20 protein-coding genes are annotated in these 22,691 nt (G+C 39.8%); 8 read left to right on the plus strand and 12 right to left on the minus strand.

Going from position 1 to position 22,691, the window contains the following annotated elements:
• Window positions 1-309: 309 nt before the first annotated feature.
• Window positions 310-1,467: a homogentisate 1,2-dioxygenase gene (locus ABDZ97_RS02775; protein WP_343784868.1), complete on the plus strand. Its 1,158-nt coding sequence runs from the start codon at window positions 310-312 to the stop codon at window positions 1,465-1,467.
• A gap of 54 nt (window positions 1,468-1,521) precedes the next feature.
• Window positions 1,522-2,682 carry a 4-hydroxyphenylpyruvate dioxygenase gene (hppD, locus tag ABDZ97_RS02780; RefSeq protein ID WP_343784870.1) on the plus strand — a complete coding sequence of 387 codons (1,161 nt, stop codon included), beginning with the start codon at window positions 1,522-1,524 and terminating at the stop codon, window positions 2,680-2,682.
• Window positions 2,683-2,785: 103 nt separating this feature from the next.
• On the opposite strand, the gene ABDZ97_RS02785 is transcribed toward hppD, so the two are convergent.
• On the minus strand, window positions 2,786-4,894 hold the full coding sequence (locus ABDZ97_RS02785) for a zinc-dependent metalloprotease (protein ID WP_343784872.1): 2,109 nt from the start codon (window positions 4,892-4,894) through the stop codon (window positions 2,786-2,788).
• Window positions 4,895-5,177: 283 nt separating this feature from the next.
• On the opposite strand from ABDZ97_RS02785, the gene ABDZ97_RS02790 reads away from it, so the two are divergent.
• Window positions 5,178-5,594 (plus strand): hypothetical protein, encoded by a 417-nt coding sequence (locus ABDZ97_RS02790; RefSeq protein WP_343784874.1) that lies wholly within the window; start codon window positions 5,178-5,180, stop codon window positions 5,592-5,594.
• Window positions 5,595-5,649: 55 nt separating this feature from the next.
• Here the strand turns inward: ABDZ97_RS02790 and ABDZ97_RS02795 are convergent, their stop codons facing one another.
• Complete coding sequence (locus tag ABDZ97_RS02795) at window positions 5,650-6,435, minus strand: DUF3108 domain-containing protein (protein WP_343784876.1); 786 nt, start codon at window positions 6,433-6,435, stop codon at window positions 5,650-5,652.
• Window positions 6,436-6,591: 156 nt separating this feature from the next.
• On the opposite strand from ABDZ97_RS02795, the gene ABDZ97_RS02800 reads away from it, so the two are divergent.
• The 4 genes from ABDZ97_RS02800 to ABDZ97_RS02815 are packed head-to-tail and all read left to right on the plus strand — an operon-like array spanning window position 6,592 to window position 9,488.
• Window positions 6,592-7,353, plus strand: a complete 762-nt coding sequence (locus ABDZ97_RS02800) for a polysaccharide deacetylase family protein (protein WP_343784878.1) — start codon at window positions 6,592-6,594, stop codon at window positions 7,351-7,353.
• Complete coding sequence (gene lolA2 / locus ABDZ97_RS02805) at window positions 7,350-7,976, plus strand: flexirubin biosynthesis/transport protein LolA2 (protein WP_343784880.1); 627 nt, start codon at window positions 7,350-7,352, stop codon at window positions 7,974-7,976. The genes ABDZ97_RS02800 and lolA2 overlap by 4 nt, the downstream gene beginning before the upstream one ends.
• Window positions 7,976-8,338 carry an ApeI family dehydratase gene (locus ABDZ97_RS02810; RefSeq protein ID WP_343784882.1) on the plus strand — a complete coding sequence of 121 codons (363 nt, stop codon included), beginning with the start codon at window positions 7,976-7,978 and terminating at the stop codon, window positions 8,336-8,338. The genes lolA2 and ABDZ97_RS02810 overlap by 1 nt, the downstream gene beginning before the upstream one ends.
• Window positions 8,328-9,488 carry a DUF2062 domain-containing protein gene (locus ABDZ97_RS02815; protein WP_343784884.1) on the plus strand — a complete coding sequence of 387 codons (1,161 nt, stop codon included), beginning with the start codon at window positions 8,328-8,330 and terminating at the stop codon, window positions 9,486-9,488. Before ABDZ97_RS02810 ends, ABDZ97_RS02815 begins: the two co-directional genes overlap by 11 nt.
• On the opposite strand, the gene ABDZ97_RS02820 is transcribed toward ABDZ97_RS02815, so the two are convergent.
• The 8 genes from ABDZ97_RS02820 to ABDZ97_RS02855 form a co-directional block, all read right to left on the minus strand.
• The gene (locus tag ABDZ97_RS02820; protein ID WP_343784886.1) at window positions 9,489-10,364 is read right to left on the minus strand and encodes a Ppx/GppA phosphatase family protein; all 876 of its coding nucleotides are present in this window, start codon (window positions 10,362-10,364) and stop codon (window positions 9,489-9,491) included.
• A gap of 20 nt (window positions 10,365-10,384) precedes the next feature.
• The gene (gene ppk1 / locus ABDZ97_RS02825) at window positions 10,385-12,520 is read right to left on the minus strand and encodes a polyphosphate kinase 1 (protein ID WP_343784888.1); all 2,136 of its coding nucleotides are present in this window, start codon (window positions 12,518-12,520) and stop codon (window positions 10,385-10,387) included.
• Window positions 12,521-12,620: 100 nt separating this feature from the next.
• A complete protein-coding gene (locus tag ABDZ97_RS02830) occupies window positions 12,621-12,959 on the minus strand; it encodes a hypothetical protein (RefSeq protein WP_343784890.1) in 339 nt (112 codons plus the stop codon).
• A gap of 126 nt (window positions 12,960-13,085) precedes the next feature.
• Entirely contained in the window at window positions 13,086-15,281 is a 2,196-nt protein-coding gene (locus tag ABDZ97_RS02835; protein WP_343784892.1) for a peptidylprolyl isomerase, read from the minus strand.
• A gap of 68 nt (window positions 15,282-15,349) precedes the next feature.
• Window positions 15,350-16,612: a hemolysin family protein gene (locus tag ABDZ97_RS02840; protein WP_343784894.1), complete on the minus strand. Its 1,263-nt coding sequence runs from the start codon at window positions 16,610-16,612 to the stop codon at window positions 15,350-15,352.
• Window positions 16,613-16,615: 3 nt separating this feature from the next.
• Window positions 16,616-17,890 carry a phosphoribosylamine--glycine ligase gene (purD, locus tag ABDZ97_RS02845; RefSeq protein ID WP_343784896.1) on the minus strand — a complete coding sequence of 425 codons (1,275 nt, stop codon included), beginning with the start codon at window positions 17,888-17,890 and terminating at the stop codon, window positions 16,616-16,618.
• Between the two features lie 89 nt (window positions 17,891-17,979).
• On the minus strand, window positions 17,980-18,390 hold the full coding sequence (locus ABDZ97_RS02850) for a hypothetical protein (RefSeq protein WP_343784898.1): 411 nt from the start codon (window positions 18,388-18,390) through the stop codon (window positions 17,980-17,982).
• Between the two features lie 54 nt (window positions 18,391-18,444).
• Window positions 18,445-19,251, minus strand: coding sequence for an SDR family NAD(P)-dependent oxidoreductase (locus ABDZ97_RS02855; RefSeq protein WP_343784900.1), 807 nt, complete (start codon window positions 19,249-19,251; stop codon window positions 18,445-18,447).
• A gap of 130 nt (window positions 19,252-19,381) precedes the next feature.
• Between ABDZ97_RS02855 and ABDZ97_RS02860 the strand changes: the two genes are divergently transcribed.
• A complete protein-coding gene (locus ABDZ97_RS02860; RefSeq protein ID WP_343784902.1) occupies window positions 19,382-20,362 on the plus strand; it encodes a proline and serine-rich protein 1 family protein in 981 nt (326 codons plus the stop codon).
• Window positions 20,363-20,423: 61 nt separating this feature from the next.
• Here the strand turns inward: ABDZ97_RS02860 and arsC are convergent, their stop codons facing one another.
• Window positions 20,424-20,762 (minus strand): arsenate reductase (glutaredoxin), encoded by a 339-nt coding sequence (arsC, locus tag ABDZ97_RS02865; RefSeq protein WP_343784904.1) that lies wholly within the window; start codon window positions 20,760-20,762, stop codon window positions 20,424-20,426.
• A 3-nt stretch (window positions 20,763-20,765) separates the two neighbouring features.
• Window positions 20,766-22,562, minus strand: a complete 1,797-nt coding sequence (gene lepA, locus ABDZ97_RS02870; protein ID WP_343784906.1) for a translation elongation factor 4 — start codon at window positions 22,560-22,562, stop codon at window positions 20,766-20,768.
• Window positions 22,563-22,691 lie beyond the last annotated feature (129 nt).

Below are 22,691 nucleotides of genomic sequence, written 5' to 3' on the forward strand. Positions count from 1 at the left end.
CAAATTTAAAAGTTAAGATGAATTTCAAAGGGTTATTTTTTGTCTTCTTCGTATCGCTAAAATTTATACGGTTGAAAATGAACACAATTACTTTCTGTTTTGAAAACTGATTTTTATCATTCCACCCGGAAGAGTTGACAGCAATACGGATAATTTTCTAACTTTGTTCAACACAGAACAAAGACGTAATCATTTATGTTTTGGGAAGGAAGAAATGAACTGGCAAAAATACTGTTAAAGCGTAATCCCGAGTGACGGGAGCAAACCTGACTGCAATCATCATTTCGTTTAATTAAAAAATTTTAGAATATGCCGTTTTATCATAAAATGGGAAAATTTCCACACAAAAGACATACGGTCTTTAAATCGGAGAGTGGAAATTTTTACTATGAAGAATTGTTTGGTACTGAAGGTTTTAGTAGCATGTCATCTCTTCTTTATCATGTACATCGCCCGACCATGATCCGGTCTGTGGGTGATCCTGTAGATCTTACGCCAGTGGCAGCTGTGGAAAAAAATATTACTTCCAGAATGCTGAACGGGTTTAATGTACAGCCGGAAGATGACTTTCTGCAAAGCCGTAAAGTTGTTTTATTTAACAATGATTTGAATATTACCCTGGCTGCTCCCCGTAAATCTCTTCGTTCGTACTTTTATAAAAATGCAGATGCGGACGAGATGCTTTTTGTACATAAAGGGACGGGTAAATTGCGTACTATGTTGGGAAATCTTCCGTTTTCACCGGGAGATTATTTGATTGTTCCTCGTGGGATCACTTACCAGATAGATTTTGACTCGGAAGAAAATAGACTTTTTATTGTTGAATCATTTTCTCCGATTTTAACTCCGCGGAATTACCGGAATAAATTCGGGCAGTTACTGGAGCATTCTCCTTTTTGTGAAAGAGATCTTCGTGCTCCCGAGGAGTTAGAAACAATCGATGAGAAAGGAGATTTTCTGATTAAGATCAAAAAAGAAAATGTGATCCATGAAGTGGTCTATGCTGCTCATCCGTTTGATGTGGTAGGGTACGACGGATATAATTTCCCGTATGCGTTTTCTATTCATGATTTTGAACCTATCACCGGACGTGTACACATGCCTCCTCCGATACACCAGACATTCGAGGCACATAATTTTGTTGTGTGTTCATTCTGTCCACGATTATATGATTATCATCCGCAGGCGATACCTGCACCGTATAATCACAGTAATATTGATAGTGATGAAGTGTTGTATTATGTAGACGGGGACTTTATGAGTCGGAACCATGTAGATAAAGGATATATTTCTTTACACCCTGCGGGAATCCCTCATGGACCACACCCGGGGGCTATGGAGCGCTCTATCGGTCAGAAAGAGACACTTGAGCTGGCAGTTATGGTTGATACATTTAAGCCGTTGAAATTGACGCAACAGGCATTGGATTTGGCAGATAAGGACTATTACAAATCCTGGTTAGAATAAGTTAAGAATAAAAGTACAGCAGTAAATAGTAAAACTGCGAAAAGAGAAAATACTATGGCAAAAGAAGTAAAAAACGTAGAATACGGATTAGAAAAAATCTTTGAAGGAGCACAGGATTTCCTTCCACTTTTAGGTACGGATTATGTTGAGTTTTATGTAGGTAATGCGAAACAGGCAGCACACTATTATAAAACGGCTTTTGGTTTTCAGTCTCTGGCGTATGCGGGATTGGAAACAGGAGTGAAAGACAGAGCTTCGTATGTATTGAAACAGGATAAGATTCGTCTTGTTCTGACTACCGCTTTAACGAGTGATTCTCCGATCGGGGAGCATGTTAAAAAACATGGTGATGGTGTGAAGATTGTTGCTCTTTGGGTTGAGGATGCTCGTTCGGCATGGGAGGAAACAACGAAGAGAGGTGCGAAATCATTTATGGAGCCTACTGTAGAGGAAGATGAGCATGGCAAGATAGTTCGCGCCGGAATTTATACCTACGGAGAAACAGTTCACATGTTTGTTGAGCGTAAAGAATACAATGGAATTTTCCTTCCGGGGTATGAAGAGTGGACATCAGACTATAATCCGGCTCCTACAGGACTGAAGTTTATTGACCACATGGTAGGAAATGTAGGTTGGGGAGAAATGAACACCTGGGTGAAATGGTACGAAGATGTAATGGGGTTTGTTAACTTCCTTTCATTTGATGACAAACAAATACATACGGAGTACTCTGCATTGATGTCTAAGGTTATGTCGAACGGAAACGGACGAATTAAATTCCCGATTAACGAACCTGCTGAAGGGAAAAAGCGCTCGCAGATTGAAGAATATCTTGATTTCTATGAAGGAGCCGGTGTTCAGCATATCGCGGTTGCAACAGATGATATCATTACAACTGTTTCTGATTTGAGAAGTCGTGGTGTGGAATTCCTTTCTACTCCTCCGAGATCTTATTACGAAGCAATTCCGGAGCGTTTGGGAGAACACATGGGAATGATGAAAGAAGATATCAACGAACTGGAGAAGTTAGGTATTATGATTGATGCGGATGAGGAAGGATATCTGTTGCAGATTTTTACCAAGCCCGTAGAAGATCGTCCTACATTGTTCTATGAGATTATCCAAAGAATGGGAGCACGTGGATTCGGTGCAGGAAACTTCAAAGCATTATTCGAGTCGATTGAAAGAGAACAAGAGAAAAGAGGAACGCTATAGTAGCGTTCGCTTTTCTTCTTTTTTAGAGTGTTAATAAGGAAGATAAAAAAAGGCTGTTACATTATTGTAACAGCCTTTTTTGAGTAATGTTGGAAACTCTTTATTATCTTTTCACAAATTGTTTTACAACTTTCCCGCTTCCTGAAACGACCTCTACAAGATACATTCCCTGGGCAAGATCTGTAGTTGAAATCATAATATCATTCGTTCCCGGCTTACCGTGAATACGGAATGTGTCGATAGCTTTCCCTGAAAGATCAACGACTTTGACGTCAAAGTCCATTGCATCCTGAATAGAAAGGCGCACAGTCAATTCATCAATTGTGGGGTTTGGAAATAGATTAATATCTGAGATTAATGTATTCTCTTCGATTCCAAGTGGATCAACATCCCCCAAATACATATTAATATCATCCAGGTAGATGTTATTACCTCCTCCGTGTTGCCATTCAAACTTAACACGTAGTCCGTCTACATAGAAAGAACTGGAAATATTAGTGATGTGATTGGTAACCCAGTCATCCTGAGAAGTTGGAACCCATGAAGAAAGCTGTGTTCCTAATGACATAGAAGATGAAAGTAATTGTCTTCGTGTTGACCAACTCTCACCACAGTTATTGGAGGCTGAAACACGTAAACGGTCATCGTTAGATGAGCTTCTTTGTTTGAAGGAATAACGGAACGAAAGTGTAAGGTCATCGCCTGAGTTTAATCCGGATAAGTCAAAAGACCCACTGATTAACTCGTCAACTCCTCCGCTTGGTTGCCCGATATTCTGAAGACGAACACTTTTCTGTCCCGTGTGAGCAGCAGCCTGAGTGATTTCCCACTCATTGTCGCTTCCTTGGTTATAAATGTTCCAAACACCGTTGGAAGACGCAATTGTACTATACGCTTCGAAACTTTCCATAAAAGGAAGAATCGATGTAGTTGGAAGTACACGGATATAGCCTGTTTTTGTCACCTGATCTGTACCTGACCCATCTCCGGAACTCAAAGTCACATTGTAGACCCCCGGAGTACTGTATGTAACAACCGGATTCTGAGCTGTTGATGTAGAAGGTGAACCTCCTTCAAATGTCCAGTTCCACTGTGTCGGGTTGAAGTAACTGTCATCCTGGAATTCAATAGAACTTCCTGCACATACATCACGAAGAGGAGCATAGAAGTCTGCTTTACAGAAAACCTCAGGATCATTCACTCCTGTAGCAGTAAGATTTGATGCTGAAACTATATTGTTTCGGCTTCCCACTGAAGAGTTAAGAGCTGCATGCATCCGCGCTTTTTGTCCTTCCGTAAACATTTTAGAGCAATACGAGTACTCCATAAAGTTTTCGACATTATCCTTGACCCCATCACAGGTTGTTCCCTGAAGGTTACAGGATGTCCACCCAATGGTATTAGGTGTGTCGTTTACCCCATCATCATCAGAACAGTTACCTGCTTGTCCCGGATTGTTTGAATTCCCCCATAGGTGAGCAAGGTTCAACCAGTGTCCTACTTCGTGTGAAAGTGCAGTAGAAACAGAATTACTACTGGTTCCGATACGACCTACATAATTATGAAGAATCTTAATTCCGTTTGACATCGAGGTTCCTGACCAATTCGAAGGATAAGTAGTATATCCTGCTGCTCCGCCGGCATTAGCAACCACAAAAATATTCAGGTACATATTCCCGGGGAAATTCCCATGTACCTGCTGCACTGCCTGAACCTGATCGTTTCCGGAATCATCAAATGTTGTTCCTGTTTCAGTTCGGGTAATCCCTTTGAAACAATCTCCGTTTGGTTTTTTCTTAGCAAGTTTAAACTCAACCTGAATGTCGGCAACAATCGAAAGAAACTCGGATTGCACCTGATTCCAGTTATTATTTTGTTTGTTAAAATCCTCATTCATACGTTCAACAGCATCAAGAATCTGTGCATCGGAAATATTCTCCGATCCATTCATGTGCAAGACGTGAAATACAACTGGAATAGTGTAAATCGAAACTTTTTGAAGAGGATTGTATTCGTTTTGGATGTATTGTTGAGTAAACTGTTCAAGACGTTGAGCGGATAATTCCATTTCAGCACGAATTGCCGGATCAGACGCTTTCAATTCTTCCATGTGTTCAACGGTCCTACAAGGAAGGTGACCATGGTCATTATGTTGACCAAACACTGCTGATGCGAAACCAATATGCATCAATAGCAGATATACTTTTCTCATTGTTTTTTGTTTTAGCAATTTAATTTAAAGCAACACAAAGTTTGGTTATGGGCTTAACCACTTGCAATATACGAAGAAAATCCCACAAATTTTTAAAAATGACGTAATGGTGAGTAAACGGTATGAACGGATGAGTGAACTGTAGAGCAGGAAGGATGAATCAGGAAAACAATTTTTTCGCAACAGGTTGTTGGTAGTAGAAAAATCATCCTTTGTAAAAAAAGGGGAGATCAATTTGTTGTTTTTTGACGGTTATTGCTGTAAATTTGATAAAAAAGAAAATATGAAAGCCAGGAGTGTTTTAGTAGCGGGTCTGATGGGAGTACTTTCATTGACTGCATGTAACAAAGAAAAGGTTACCGTTGACAATACAAAAGAAATTATTAACGAGGGAGAATGGAAGGTCACCTACTTCGAAGATAACGGAGAAAACGAAACGTATTACTTTGACGGTTATGTATTTACCTTCAATGATAACGGAACAGTCGTGGCGGTTAACGGATCCCAGTCTGTCTCGGGATCATGGTCTGTTAAGAAAGATGACGGACATGTAGAGTTGGATCTTACTTTTCCGGCCACAGCTAATTTTGATGAGTTAGATGATGACTGGCACGTAGTAGAGCAAACAACGTCTAAAGTTGTACTGGAAGATCCGGATGATGATGGTCCTACAGATTATTTGACATTTGAAAAAATATAGAATTATCCAACTTTAGATATGGATTAAGCGGTGGGGTAATTTACCCCACCGCTTTTTATTTTACCAAAGCAAGGTCGTGTTTTAGTCCGTTCCATTCAACAAGGTGTAGTTTTACTGTGCCTACAGGAATTTTAGCTTTCACAAGAACCGGAATACGATTTTTGTCATCCGTCACCCAGAAGTTAACATCGTCTTCACTTTCAAAGTAACGACCTGTCTGAACTACCGGAACAAACTTCATACAACGAAAAGTCCCTTTGCGGATTTTGATCTCTTCTTTTCCCACATACTTAATTTTTAACGGATATATTTCATCGTCCATAAAACATTTAAATTCGCTGATATCACCCACTTTCATGTTTTTGTAGTCCAGCGTTCGGGCATAATAAAAGGAGGAGATCATATCCTGAACCCCTACAGGAATGTCAAATAGCTTTCCTTTACCGTTATCGACTTTTTCTTTGTGTTGGTCAAAACGATAATCCTGTTGTAAACGGTACTTCCCTTCTTCCACACGACGTTTAAAATACCAGGGAAAAATCCCTTTCTGATCGATGTAGGTTTCGTATACGTCATTTACACGATAAAAAAGATTGAATGCACCAAGTGTTCTTCCGGTTCCTACTACATGGTAAAGAGCCTGACCCTGGGCACCCTTCTTAGGAGTAGGTTTCACCTCTATTACAGCTTCTCCGGCATCTATAAATCCATAGGTTACACGATAACGTAATCGTTCTCCAATAGAAAAACTTTCGTTTTTACGGGTTGGTAGTTTCAATTCGGATGAACTGAAGGAAAATCCGAGACTACCGGTTAACAAGAACAAAATTAAATTTCTCATAACGCAAAGTTTTTAGTTCTTCCTGATAGACAGATCAAAAAGCAGACCAAAATTTACAAAATTGCTAGGAGAAAGAAAATAACAGCGCGTTTGAATTCGACCTGAAGTCTGACTTATTACTGTATATTTGCCAAGGTTAACCAAATTATCGAAGACTTGAAATTACGGGTGCTAAATAGTTTTTCGATTATCCTTGTCGGGATACTCTTCCTTTTATTCTGGAAAGAGCCTGGCTTTTGGATTTCTTTTTCGCTCCTGGTTTTATCGTACCTGATTATTTTGAGTTTTGGTATTTTCAAATTGTCGTTGAATTTTTTTGCTCCTGCGATTACCTCCGGAGATGCGGATACGATTTATCTGACGTATGATGATGGCCCCGATGCAGAGCACACCAGCAGTATACTTGCTTTTTTAAAAGAGGAAGAGGTTGCTGCCAGTTTCTTTGTAATAGGTTCGAAGGTCGAGGAAAACCCGCAAACGATGAGGGAAATAGCGGGGGGGAATCATTTTATTGGAAACCATTCTTTCTCTCACGCACCACTCTTTCAGTTTTGGAAAACAAAAAGGGTTTTTGAAGATCTGAAAAAGTCTGCAGATACTATTGCCGTATATCAACACCCTTCTCGTAAGGCTTTTCGTCCACCGATAGGAATTATGAACCCTAATATTGCCAAAGCGGCGCTGCTAGTAAGAACAGCAATTATTGGCTGGAACAACAGAACATTGGATACGACAACCACCGATGTCGAAAAATTATGGCGTAGGACGAAGCGAAAGTTGGAAAAGGGAAAAACAATTGTTTTGTTGCATGATAACCGTCCTCAGGCACTTCAATTGACTAAACGAATTGTACAATGGGGAAAAGAGAACGGAATGAAGTTTGATACGGTTGAGCATTTGATTAATGAGCTGACATGAAGAAATTGTTTACACTACTATTAGTAAGTTTTTTTTCCGGGCTGACAATTGCTCAGGAACAATTGATGCAGAATCCGGAGGCTTTCAGGACCCGATTTTCGCAACAGGCAGAAAAGACCAAGCGAATTCAGAGTGAATTCACTCAGGACAAGTATTCTGCCTATTTTAAGGAGCCAATCCGTTCTTCGGGGATTTTTTATTACGATCAGTCCGGGAAGATGAGGTGGGAGCAGAAAAATCCTGAGAAGCACGTATTGTTGATAACGGGAGAGGAATTGCGAATTTGGAAAAAGGGAAAGGAGAGCCGATATAATCTTGCTTCTAACCGGCAGCTGTCGTTTATCAAACTAGTAATGATGGGAACGGTAAACGGAGATCTTCTTAGTAGCGGAAAGTTTGATATTCGTTATTTTGAGCAGAAGGATACATATAGACTGGAATTGACACCAAAAGACAGACGAATGAAAAATATGTTTGAGCGAATTGAGCTGTTTTTTGATCGGGAGAATGTACGTCTGACAAAAATGAAAATGATTGAATCTGTTGGAGAGTACACAGCTATTCAGTTCATAAATCCTATCTTTAACGCGCAAATTAGTCAAACACTATTTTCCGAATTCTAATGGAAGCATATTTCACACTCGATACACACAGACAGGAAGAGGGTAAGGAGATCTTTGCTATTACGCTGAACAGGAAGCATCCGGTTTATAAAGGACATTTTCCGGATGTGCCGGTTACTCCGGGTGTAGTTTTAACGGATATCTGTCGTCAGTTGGCAGAGCATGCTCTTGATAAGAAATTACAACTGAAAGAGGCGAAGACGATCAAGTTTTTGGCTATGGTAAATCCTGAAATGACTCCGGCATTGGATGTGGAAATGATGCTTTCAGCGGAAAATGAGAGATACGCTGCAAGGATTGTGGGAAGTTTTGAGGGGAAAACCTATTTTAAAATACAGGCAGATTTTGCAGGTGAACTATAGTCAGGAACTGAAAGAATTGAATTGTTGTATTCTGATCCCTACTTACAACAATGAAAAAACACTGAAGAGAGTTATAGAAGGTGTTCTTGACTATGGTGATGACGTTATTGTGATCAATGACGGATCTACAGATGCCACAACGGAAATACTGGAATCATTTGGTGAGGCGATTACTGTTATTCAGCATACGCGAAACAGAGGGAAAGGCAAAGCATTACGGACGGGGTTTAAGTTTGCTATCGATGCAGGCTTCAGATACGCACTGACAATTGATTCGGATGGTCAGCATTATCCGGATGATATTCCTGTTTTTGTTAACATCCTAAAAGAAAATCCTGATGCTCTGGTAATGGGAGCGAGGAATATGAATCAGGAAGGAGTACCTCAGAAAAGCTCATTTGGGAACAAGTTCTCTAATTTTTGGTACTGGGTAGAAACAGGAATAAAATTGCCTGATACGCAAACCGGATTTCGTGTCTATCCATTGAAAAGATTGCGGTATATCCCACTTTGGACAACTAAGTTTGAACTGGAAATAGAGGTGATTGTAAAACTGGCATGGTTGGGAGCAAAAGTAGTAACTGTTCCTGTACGTGTTAAGTATGATCCTGAAGAGAGAGTTACCCATTTCCGTCCCTTCCGTGATTTTACGAGAATCAGTATTTTAAATACATTTCTTGTTTTGTTCGCATTAATTTTCAGACCTCTGATGATTATCCGGCAACTTTTTTCTAAAGAATTCTGGAAAAAACTGATCAATGAAATTGTAAAATCCGAAGAGTCCTCTATTCGAAAAGCCTCTGCTGTAGGTATTGGATTGTTTATGGGAATATTTCCTGCATGGGGATTCCAGATGGCCATAGCATTGGTGATAGCTATCGCGCTTAAGCTAAATAAGTTTATTGTATTAACCGCATCGAATATCTCAATACCACCAATGATCCCGTTTATTATATATGGATCTTATCTTATGGGAGGGATATTTGTTGATCATCCGGCTGACTTCTTTTTTTCGGATGGAATAACGGTGGAGGATATCTATATTAACTTTAAGCAATACCTGATCGGGGCAGTTACACTTGCCACTGTCGCTGGAATAGCTGGGTTCATAATTACATATCCTGTTTTGAGAATCTTGAGAAAGAAGTAACTATTGGGAAGAAAGGTGCAGGTCGTAGATCATACCGTCAGATAGTCCGATCTTAGGTACATACAGCTCCTTGGACTTTAATTCCTTCATAATGTATTTGTAGATTTCGCATGCCGGAACAATGACATCAGCCCGATCTTCTTTAAGTTGATATTTAGCCATTCGGTCAGCGATACTGAGCGTATTAAGTTTATCGTACAACTCATCCAGTTCACGGAAGCTGACAGGTTCCATAAATTGCTTTCCGAGCAGTTTGTGAACTTTATTGATATTTCCTCCGGTAGCAAAAACTTTGTGGAGCATTTTAGGATCGACATGTCGGGCGATCCATTCGTGAATCTCCGGCCAAATTGTTGCGGATTCCTTCTTTTTCAACATTCGGATGGTTCCGATTTTAAAAGATTTGGATGCAACGCGTACACCGTTTTCAAATACGCTGATTTCCGTAGATCCTCCTCCCACATCTATAACCAGAAAAGGGAGGTCTTTGTCAAAGTCCAGAAGAAAAAATGTTCCGAAGATTAGTCGTGCCTCTTCTTCTCCGTCAATAATTTCAATATTTATACCGGTTTTATCCAGTATGAGTTCTTTTGTTCGTACACCGTTCTGAGCTTCCCGCATGGCACTTGTGGCACAGGCTCGAATCTCTTTCACTTTAAAAACTTCAGAGATGAGTTTAAAAGCATGTATGGTTTTGATAAAATCTTCCTGTTTGCGCTCGGAAATAATTCCGTCTTCGAAAACTTCGAGACCTAGTCTGAGTGGAATCCGGGTATAGGAAATCTTCTTCACGAAGGAGTGTCCGTTTTCTTTAACGACCTCTCCAATCAGAAGGCGGGCAGCATTTGTCCCTATGTCTATCGCACCATAAATCATTACCGATAAAAGTACAAATTTTATTCTTGTTCAGATTGCATTCTGTATAATTGATACAGGGCATTTTGGGAGTTGATAGGCTCAGTATCTTCCAAGGGTTTAAAGTACTTATTCTTCTGTTTAGGTCCTATTATACGAGCTTTGACAGAGTCTTTCCATTGAAGTTCAAGTACGTTAATCAGGTGTTCTTTAATATCGTCATCCAGAATAGGAGCACCGACTTCGATACGTTTATCAATATTTCGCATCATCCAGTCTGCGGAAGTAAGAAATACTTTCCGATTTTCACCTGTTCCGAATAATAAAACCCGTGAGTGTTCGAGGTAACGGCCAACAATGGAACGCACCGTTATATTTTCACTCTGGTTTTCAATAGATGGAACAAGGGCACACATCCCCCGGTTGAGGATACGTACTTTTACGCCTGCATTTGATGCATCATAGAGCTTTTCAACCATTTTGGAGTCGACAAGGTTATTCAGCTTCAGGAAGATCTCAGCGGGTTCTCCTTTTCTTGCCAGTTTTATCTGTTCGTCAATCAGGCTCACCAGTTTTCTTCTCGAATTGAAAGGAGAAACAATTAAAGAGCGGAACTGCCCACGGTCAATATTATTCTCCAGAAAGCGGAATACTTTGCTGACCTCTCCGGTGATTTTGGGCATAGCTGTAAGTAATCCGAAGTCTTCATATACTTTTGCAGTTCCCTCATGGAAGTTCCCGGTTCCTACATAGGCAACTTGTTGTGTTTTCCGACCTGATCTTCGGGTGATAAGCATTAGTTTAGAGTGTACTTTGAATCCGGGAACACCAAAAATTACTTGTGCTCCCAACTCATCTAGAATATTAGACCAGTAGAGATTGTTCTCCTCATCAAAACGGGCGAGAAGTTCAAATACGACTACAACATTCTTTCCATTTTTGAGCGCACTTACCAAAGCATTCATAATTTGTGAGTCAGAAGCTACACGGTATATATTGATATGAATACTCGTTACTTTAGGGTCAAGGGCTGCCTCGCGGAGCAAATCAACAACGTAATCGAATTTTTGATACGGAAAATGCAGTAACTCATCCTTTAGTAACACATGTTTGAATAAGTGTTTAACTTTTTTGAGATTGGGATGAGGTACCGGTGGTTGAGGGGGGTAAAGCAAATGTGTTTTCCCAAAATCAGGAAACTTCATGAAGTCCTTGAAGTTGTGATATTTTCCTCCTGCAATAATGTTTCCGTCCATCTTCAGTCCAAGAGACCTTACCAGGAAATCAAGTAAATCAGAGGGCATTCTTGAATCATAGACCAGGCGTACAGGATTTCCTTTTTTCCTGTCCTTAATTCCCTTTTCCATCTTTTCAACAATAGAAAGAGCAAGACTGTCTTCGAGATCCAGTTCAGCATCACGTGTGAACTTAAAAGTAAATGCTTCTATTGTATCCGGGGTGAAAATGTAGAATATATCCTGAAGATGTAAACGAACAATATCATCCAGAATAATAACTTTTTGAAATTCTCCGTCATTAATCACCTTAAACCGCGGTAACTTGGAGGGGACTTCAATAAGTGCATACCGAATTTTGTCCTTTGCAAGATTTGTAAGTTTGATAGCCAGATAAATACCTTCTTCGCGAAGTGAGGGGAATTTTGACCGCTTATCAAGCAGTATCGGGATAATAAAGTGCTTTACTTTATCGTGATAATAATCGGATAAGATCGTTTTTTCAAGTTCGGACAAATTACTCTCGTCCAGGTGAAGTACGTGCTCTTTTTCGAGTTCCTTCAGTATTTTTTGATAGGCTATTTCGAAAAGACGCTGTTGTTTAACAACTATCTGCTTAATCTCTTCAAGCAAAGCTTTCGGCCCTCCTTCAAATCCGAAAACAACTTTGGATTTAACTTCAATCATCCGTTTGACCGCAGCAACACGAACCCGGAAAAATTCGTCCAAATTGTTTGAGTAAATACCCAAAAAGCGAATTCGTTCCAAAAGAGGGTTCTTGGAATCGATGGCTTCCTGTAAAACCCTTTCGTTAAAGGACAGCCAACTAAGTTCCCTGTTAATGAGTTTCACAGTGCCAAAATACGTATTCTTTTCAAAATACTCTTGCGAATAATTCACAAAAAAAGCGCCGAAATCCTCGACGCTTTTTCCAAAATTCATGTTACTTTCAATCATGAAAAAACTTACTAGCTACGGTGCAAAAGTACATGGCTTTTGCCGAAGAGACATTAAGCTGTCATTAACTAGCTTTAAAAAGCTGTTAATTGTGCGCGCTAAGTAGTTTTTTAACTCCGAAAAAGAAAGCTTGTTCTTCTGTTTTATAACTATCATCGGAGAACAGGAGGTCTTGAAGTTGTTCCAAAACACTGTTCAATTCTTCATTTGTCGTACAGTGATTCATTCCGAAAAAAGCAATCACTTCTGCTTTTTCAGCATCACTTTGTTTTTCGAAGATCCGATTAATTTTATTGTACTCAGATCTTCCGGTTTCAGTAATTATGCGACGGACTTCTTCACGTGTTACAATAAAATCAGCATGTGAAGCATAAATGAGAAGATAGGTTATGAAATCGTCATATGTCCAGTCTTTGTAATCCATGATGTGTTTCTTTTCTCCTAATATAAAAAGAAATGAGGTGATGAGGGAGTAAAAATGATGAAAATCATGAAAAGAAAAAGTGCGACCCGAAAGAGTCGCACTTTGCTTATTTTGGTTTCTTAGTGTCTATCTTGCGCCAATGCGAACTTGCATTCGGTAGTCTTTTACATCCGCATATTTCATAAGCGATTGTAATGCATTTCGTGAAGTACCTGAAACAAGTCGTGCTGTAATTTCATTTTTAGAAGCTGAGTAGTCAGTTGTAGCCATTGGCTCAACCGTTTTTACCAACTTAACAACGTAGACTCCCTGACGACCTGCAATTGGTTTTGTTGTTTGTCCGTCTTTAAGACCTGAGAACAAAACTCCGGCTACTTTTGGCTCGTTACCATTATTACCGATATTTCCGGTAGAGAATTTAACTTCTGCATTTTGAACAGGAAGATCAAGTTGCTGACCTAACTTAGTAATATCTGATTGCGATGACATTTCGTTGATATACTTTTCAGCTATAATTTCATTTTTAGCGTCTGTTTCCATCAATTGACGAGCATCTTCTTTGTCAGGAGCGCCTTCTTCCTTGATTTTTTTCAATTGTACAATGACATAACGACTTCCGTCTTTAATAGGCTCGCTAACATCCATTGCCTGTGTTCCTTTTCCGAATCCAAAGCGAAGAACCTGACTTTGAGCTGATGCTGAGAAACCATTAAGCTGTGGGTTCTCAAGGAAAACCGTCACAGGACGAACGAACATATTTTGTTCTTCTGCAATTGTTTCAAATTTTTCAGGAGCTTCATCCATTAATGACCAAATATCTTTTGCCTCTTGCTCAACTGTTAGTATTGTACCTTCTGAAGCGTCTACATTGGTAGTAACTACAGCAAGTCTTGGAAGCTTTGCTTCTCTCTGACCCAATACTTCAACAATGTGAATACCATACGTCGTTTTAACTGTACCTAGTGTTCCTATTGGTTGGTTAAAAGAGAAATCATTAAACTCAGTAACCATTTGACCTTCCTGGAACCATTTGTACTCTCCATTGTTTTCAATTGATCCCGGGTCTTCGGAAACTTCTTTTACCAACTCAGCAAAATTGTCATTTGCTTTAATTACTTCTATAAGGCTATCCGCTTTTTGTTGTGCTGCGTCAAATGAAATTTCAGGACCTCCGGCTTTAATCAGAATGTGACGAACCCATGCCTGCTTTTCTGTTTCAAATCCCAGTACTTTTGCCATTTCTACGCGATCACCATTCACATAAGGTCCGACAACAGTTCCAACCTCTGCTTTTTGAAATTGCTCATCCATTGAAGATGGGTATGAGTTAGGAGCACCTTCCATCATAGCAGAACGATACACCTGATTTCTGTTGAATTGCTTATTCTGAGAATTCAGCATAACGAAAAGCGAATCCTGTTGTGACTGGATAAAGGCATCTTTCAGATTTTCCAATTTGGAAACACCTCTCTCCTTATCTTCATCACTTGGTTTGATGTCAAGTGAAATATATTGAAGTACACGTGAAGCACGTTGTTCATACTTCTTATCGTCTTTGTGTGCTTCATAGTAAGTATTGAACTGCTCCTCTGACAAAGTCATTTCAGAAGTTTCCTGAGAGAAATACGGGCGGAAAATATAAGAAATGTTTTTCACCTCGTTTTTCGCAAAATAGTCGTCCTTAGCTTCCAAAGAAGTTACATAATTTCCTTTTTCAATCAAGGTAACATATTTCATTGCTTTACGTTGACTAGCTACTTCTTCACGAATGTTTGCATAGATTTCGGCATAACTGAAGTAAGTTGGTTGTCCGTTTTGGTCAACTCCATTCTGAGCCGTTTCATTAGCTTCTGCTTTGGCGACAAAATCGTTAAGAGCATTCATGTCAACTCCTCCCTGACCTAATGAGTCCGGAAAGTACTGAGCGATCATCTGGTTTTGAGGCATGCCATCGTAACCGAAAATCAACGCGTCTATTTCGTCCTCACTAACCGTGATTCCAAGTGCTTCAAACTCTTTATCAAGCAAAGTCTGACGAACATATTCATTCCAGGCTTTGTCTTCAGCATTTTTCGCGTCGCTTTCTGTGAATTCACGACCTTGCTGAGCTGCCATTTGACGTTCATTATTCGTAAATAATTCAATCAATTCAGTCAGTCTCAACTCATCGATAGATTCGCCATAAATCTCACCTCTCGGGTTGGCTTCGATTGTTGTTCCCATGTTACGGATGACTTCTCCGAGGATGAACAGTAATAAAGCTCCTCCGATTACTCCGACAAGAAGGCCTGATTTTTCACGTATTTTTCCAATTGTTATCATGTTCTAATACACTTTAGGGGTGCGAATATAAGGGATGCAAATGAAATTTGAAAGTGTTTTTTAAGGTATTAATTATCAGTATGGATAAGACGGATCAATTCCACACGTCGGTCAGAAACCTCAATCACTTCAATTTCAGTATTTTCCAGTTTGAATTTATCCCCTTTTTCAGGGATACTTTCAAGGTAGTAGAGGACCATGCCTCCAAGGGTGTCAAAGTCCTCCATTTCAGGAAGGTTAAGGTTGTAGTTTTCATTGAGATAGTCAATTTCCTGGCGAGCACTGAAGATAAACGTATTCTCGTCAATTTGTTCTTCAATTAACTCTTCATGGTCATGCTCGTCTTCTATATCTCCGAAGATTTCTTCGATCAGATCTTCAATCGTTATAAGTCCCGAAGTTCCACCGAACTCATCGACAACTACGGCAATGTTACCTGACTGTCTTGCGAAGAGTTCCAGAAGTTCTTTTCCGGGAACAGATTCCGGAACAACCGGCATAGGTAAAAGGATCTGTTTGATGGCATTCGGCTTTTTAAACAATTCGAAAGAATGTACATAACCGATTATGTTATCTATATTGTCTCTGTAAATAATGATTTTTGACAGACCGGTTTCAACAAATTTCTGACGCAAATCTTCAATGTCTTCATCTATTTCCATGGCAATGATCTCCGTTCTCGGAATCATGCAGTCACGGGCTTTTACTTTCGAGAAATCCAGTGCATTTTGAAGAATTTGCATTTCATTCGTCAATTCCGACTCTTCTTCCAGCCGTTCGTTCATATCCCGGACAAAATAGTCGAGATCTACTTTCGAAAATACGCGTTCGGTTTGGCGGGTATCCATCCTGAATAAACGCAGGAAAATGTTCGAAAACATAAGCGTAATAGAGGTTGGGATATAAAGAAGGAAATAAATGATGAATAGAGGAATCGCTGTAAAGCTTAAAATCCTGTTCGGGTTGATCTGAAAAATGGCTTTGGGTAAGAACTCTGCGGTAACGAGTATAAGAAGTGTGGATAATATTGTTTGGATAATAAGTACAACCGCTTCATTAGGGATCATCATGCGTATAACGGGTTCCAGTAACATCCCCATACAGAGTCCGTAGATCACAAGAGCTGCATTATTACCGAGCAACATTGCTGAAATGAAACTTTCAGGCTTTTTTACAAACCGGGACAGGATTTTTCCGGATACTGTTCCTGCTGATCGGTCTAATTCTATTTTCAGTCGATTGGCAGAAACGAATGCGATCTCAGTTCCTGAAAAGAACGCTGATGCAAGCAGTGTAAAAAAAACAGTTATAATTAACTCCGTGTCATCCATATTTTAGAGTAAATCTTGTCCGATATCCCGACGGTAATAAGCACCTTCAAATTCGATTTTTTCGAGCGCATTATAAGATTTAGCCAGGGCAGCTTCGATGGATTTACCTAAAGCTGTAACGGCTAATACACGTCCTCCTGCAGAAGTAACAACAGGTCCGTCAGAAGTTGTTCCGGCATGAAACACCTGACAATTTTCTACTTCATTCAGTCCGTAAATTGTTTTTCCTTTTTCATAACTTTCGGGATATCCACCGGATACCATCATAACAGTTGTTGCTGTCTTTTCATCAAATTCAATATCCCGTTCAGAAAGAGTGCCTGTTGCCACCCCTTCAAAAAGATCGAGTAGATCCGATTTAATTCTTGGTAGAACAACCTCTGTTTCCGGGTCTCCCATTCGACAGTTGTATTCGATAACAAATGGTTCACCTTTTACAGCCATCAACCCGATGAAAATAAACCCTTTGTAATTAATATCTTCTTGTTGCAGCCCTTTTATAGTAGGGATGACAATTTGGTTTTCTACTTTATCTAAAAAGTCAGGTGTAGCAAAAGGTACCGGAGATACAGCTCCCATTCCTCCTGTGTTTAATCCTGTATCACCCTCTCCGATTCGCTTATAGTCTTTCGCTTCTGGAAGAATCTTGTAGGAGTGTCCATCCGTAAGTACGAAAACGGATAACTCAATGCCTTTCAGAAATTCTTCGATAACAACACGTGAACTTGCATCACCAAATTTGGCATCAAGAAGCATATTCGAGAGTTCAGCACGAGCTTCCTCAAGATTGTCGAGAATAAGAACACCTTTTCCAGCAGCCAGTCCATCTGCTTTCAGTACATAAGGAGGCTTTAATTTTGCAAGAAAGGCATAGCCCTCTTCGAGTGTATCCTTGGTAAATGTTTTGTATTTAGCTGTCGGTATATTATATTTTTCCATGAAGACTTTGGAAAAATCCTTGCTTCCTTCCAATTGAGCTCCTTTTTTATCGGGACCAATCACAGGAATTTTTTTCAGTTCCTCGTCCTGTTCAAAAAAGTCGCGAATCCCTTTTACCAAAGGATCTTCAGGTCCTACAACCACGATCGAAATATTTTTTTCCAGAACAAACTTTCTGATGCCTTGAAAATCATCCGCTTTAATAGAAACATTTGTTCCATGCAGGCGTGTGCCGGCATTTCCGGGAGCGATATATAACTCTTCCAGATGTGAACTTTGTGCTATTTTCCAACTTAATGCGTGCTCGCGGCCTCCAGACCCTAATACTAATACTCTCATTTTATCTCCGGATGATTTTTTTTCAAAAATACGAATTTGTTCAAACGTCCAAACGCGAATTACATACACGTTTTAAACAATGCAGTTATTTATTTAATAAAAACGCCCTTTTTCTTTAATACCGGAACAAGCACCTCATTGCTTTCCTGAATGGTTTCCGGAAGAAAAATAAATTTCTTGTCAAACATGGTGTTGCCGATCCAAAAGCTCACCCAGTACTCGTTATTGAGTCCGAATAAATCTTTCATTATCGGTTCTATCTTACGAAATGAATGCGGTTGCACTTCGTCCAGAAAATGACGAAGTGTAGAGGTTTGTACCATTTCCTCCGAGTCCGGATGTTTCCCGTATCCTCTTGAAGATACAAGGCATCCATTCAAATGATCATTTCTTTCATTAATAAGATAAACGTAGTGTTGGGGTTCTCCTTCATCATTGGTGTCTAAAACAACAGCTACGCTGACACCTTCTGCCGGATTGCTTTTTAGCGATTCTTTCATGTTAATCTATTGCACTTTGGCTAAGTAAGGTGCAAATATAGTTATAATCGAAGCCTAAACCGCAGGCAGATGTTTTTTTATCTGATCTAAAAGGGATCGTTGATTGGTTGTTTCCATGGCTCTTTTGTCCGGGGACTTGTCTCTGTTTTTGGTGAGGTATATTCCGGATAACCTTTTGTACTTTTCGTCCTGAATAAGTCGCAAAATGGTTCGCGCACTTGATTCAGGTTTAGAGAATAAAAATCCAACACTATTCATTGCTTTATCCATCCAGTCTTCCCGGGATCGGGTAATTCCGGTAGCAGCTACACCAGGGTCCAGAAGATGGACACGAATCTTTTCGTTTTTCGCTAACCACATTGCATAGGTACAGATGGCTGCTTTTGATCGTGAATAAGATTTGAACTGACTATGCTTAGTCGCGTTCAGACTAGTGCTAAAATCGTAGTTGGCTAACCAGTAAGAGCGGTGAAGCATAGAGGAAGTAAATGCCAGAACAGTTCCTGATTTTTCAAAAACAGGTAACAGTTGTTCAACGAGTAATGCGTGAGACAGGAAGTTAACTTGCATGGTCATTTCCACTCCTTCCCCCGTTTTCCGGGTGTCTTTGTATCCGATCACTCCTGCATTTGCAATGAAATAATCAATAGTAGTCTCTTTACTTATGATCTCTTGTGCAGCCTGTAATACAGACATTGTGTCGGAAAGATCACAAACGTAATAGTCTCCTCTTCCGATTTCACGAAGTATTTCTTGTGCTTTTTTTTCGGATCTTGCTAACAGGATGGGATGAACTTCGGTGTCTTTTAACTGACGTATTGCTGCCGCACCAATACCATTTGTAGCTCCAGTAATCAGCATTTTTTTCATGGTCTGACAAAAATAGATCATTGTAAACAAACTTCCTTACATTTGATGAGGGAAAATAACCTGATGTATATAGTTTGGCATTGAATTTGTTTTCCTCGTTAGAAATTTTAAAAAACAATTTATGAAACAAGTACTTACTATTTTTACAGGTTGTTTGCTGACTATATTTTCCATGGCGCAACAACAAACAAACCTTGTCTTTTTTAGTGAACAGGGAGAGCAGTTTCTGGTGGTTCTGAATGGTGTACAACAGAATTTCAACCCCCAGACCAATGTGAAGGTTACCAATTTAATACAGCCGTATTACAAAGTGAAAATACGGTTTGTAGACGGAAGGACTCCGGATATTGATAAAACGATCAATTTTAACGCAGGTACTGAGACTACTTTTATTGTTAAAAAGACGAAAAAGGAGAACTATGTTCTGAGATGGTTGAGTGAGGTTCCTATTATGCAGGCTCCTCAAAATGTGGCGAATCAGAATATTGTTGTATTCTCTACAATGCCTCCGGTTGATCCTGCTTTAAACGGGACGGTTAATAATACAACAACTACGGTTGTGCATTCTGAAACCAATGCGCCTTCACAGCAAAGTGGAAATGTTTCAATGGGTGTAAACATTAATGACCCGGAGTTGGGGGTTAATATGAATATCAATGTGAATGCAAGTGAGACAGGGATGCATACGCAGAATAATACGACAACATATTCACAGACTCAGACTACAACAACCTATTCAACAGGTTCTACAGGGGGGCAAATACAACGTCCCGGTGTGAATGGGTATACCGGAACCGTTGGTTGTGCATGGCCTATGGATGCAACGTCTTTCAGTAATGCATATGCGTCTATTCAATCAAAAGATTTTGAAGATTCCAAACTCACGATAGCTAAACAAGTGATCAAAAACAACTGTTTATCATCAGATCAGGTGAAACAGATTATGTTGCTGTTTGATTTTGAATCTACCCGTTTGGAGTTGGCTAAATTTGCTTATGGTTATACCTATGATATCGGAAATTACTATCTATTGAATGATGCTTTCGATTTTGAAAGTTCAATAGATGAGTTGAATAGTTATATTGAAGGATACCAACGGTAAGAAATAATAGAAGTCTCTGTAAATAAAAATCCCCTGTAATCTTTTACAGGGGATTTTTGTATTATAAAAGTTGTTTGACATTTTCCGGAGGACGACCAATAACGGCTCTATTCCCGTCGATTACGACAGGTCTTTCAATCAGTTTGGGAAAAGTGATCATCGCTTTAATCCATTCCGCTTCAGAAAGAGATTTCCCCTGAAAATTTTCTTTGTAAATACCTTCATTCTTTCTGACAAGTTGCTCTGCAGGGATTCCCAGTAGAGCAAGTACCTTACGAAGTTCCTCTTCCGAAGGCGTGTCTTTCAGGTATTCAATAATTTCAACATCTTTCCCTGATTCTTCAAGCAACCGAAGTGTTTCCCTACTTTTCGAACATCTGGGATTGTGTAGAATTTTCATGTTCTAGTCATTTAGTTTAAGTACTGCGAGGAAGGCTTCCTGTGGTACTTCCACACGACCAACCTGTCGCATTCGTTTCTTCCCTTCTTTTTGTTTCTCCAGAAGTTTACGTTTTCTGGAAATATCTCCTCCGTAACATTTGGCTGTTACGTCTTTTCGAAGAGCTTTAATGGTTTCACGGGCAATAACCTTCGACCCGATAGCTGCCTGAATCGGAATTTCAAATTGCTGACGAGGAATTAATTCCTTTAGTTTGACACAAATCTTTTTACCTAAGTTAAATGCATTACTTCTGTGTACCAGTGCAGAAAGAGCATCTACTTGTTCTCCATTCAACAGAACGTCCAGTTTAATCAAGTCAGAAGATTTGTAGCCAATTGGGAAGTAGTCGAAGGAAGCATATCCTTTCGAAACGGTTTTAAGTCGGTCGTAGAAATCAAATACAATCTCGGCCAAAGGCATTTCAAATGTTAATTCCACTCTGTCCTGCGTCAGGTATACCTGATTTTGTAATTCTCCCCTTTTTTCAATACAAAGGGTCATAATAGCTCCGATATATTCTGATTTAGTGATCACCTGAGCCTTAATAAAAGGTTCTTCAACCTTTTCCAGGGTAGAAGGATCAGGAAGTTCAGAAGGGTTGTTTACAATTAATTTTTCATCAGGATTTTTGCGGAGATAAGCGAAGTAAGATACGTTAGGCACGGTTGTGATAACAGTCATCTTGAATTCACGTTCCAGACGTTCCTGAATAATTTCAAGGTGGAGCATTCCAAGGAATCCACATCGAAACCCAAAACCTAAAGCTGCCGATGATTCTGGTTCAAAAACCAGTGAGGAGTCATTTAACTGAAGTTTCTCCATAGAGAAACGAAGTTCTTCATAATCTTCTGTGTCAACAGGGTAAATTCCGGCAAAAACCATAGGCTTTACATCCTCAAAACCTTTTACGGCTTCAGTACAAGGGTTAGCTACAGTAGTGATCGTATCTCCGACTTTTACTTCATTGGCTTGCTTTATACCGGAAATAATATACCCCACATCACCGGTTGAAACTTCTTTTTTCGGAACAAGATCCATTTTAAGAATACCGATGTCGTCAGCGTTATAAGTACGACCGGTATTGACAAACTTAACTTTTTCTCCTTTTTTTAAGGTTCCGTTAATTACTCTGTAATACGCAATAACACCCCGGAAAGGGTTGAAGACAGAGTCAAAGATCATTGCTTGAAGTGGAGCGTCCGGATTTCCTTTAGGAGCAGGAACCCGGTTTATAATAGCGTCAAGAATTTTGTCTACACCTAATCCTGTTTTCCCTGAAGCAGGGATAACATCTGTTGGGCTACACCCAATCAAATCAACAATTTGGTCGGTTACTTCCTCCGGCATTGCTCCCGGAAGATCCATTTTGTTGAGTACGGGAATAATTTCTAGATCATGCTCAAGCGCCAGGTAAAGATTTGAGATGGTTTGTGCTTCAATACCTTGTGCCGCATCGACAATCAATAAGGCTCCTTCACACGCCGCAATCGAGCGGGATACTTCGTAGGAGAAGTCAACGTGTCCGGGAGTGTCAATCAGGTTTAATGTATATGCTTGCCCTTCATGGGTGTGATTCATTTGAATGGCGTGGCTCTTAATTGTGATACCACGCTCGCGCTCCAGATCCATGTCGTCCAGAGCCTGGTCTTTCATCTCACGGTCAGAAATGGTACCTGTTGCCTGAAGCAGACGATCTGCCAGAGTACTCTTTCCGTGGTCGATGTGAGCAATAATACAGAAATTGCGAATATTCTTCATAGGGTGCAAAATTACGCAAATAGATGTCAATTAATGATTGCGGAATATCTTTTTTTCAATTCGTGAAACGAAATCTATGTTTTTTGCGTTGAATACTTAAAAAACATTCGAAGACTTTCTATATTTGAC

The organism is Wandonia haliotis (assembly GCF_039523435.1).
In the GTDB taxonomy this organism is placed as follows: domain Bacteria; phylum Bacteroidota; class Bacteroidia; order Flavobacteriales_D; family Crocinitomicaceae; genus Wandonia; species Wandonia haliotis.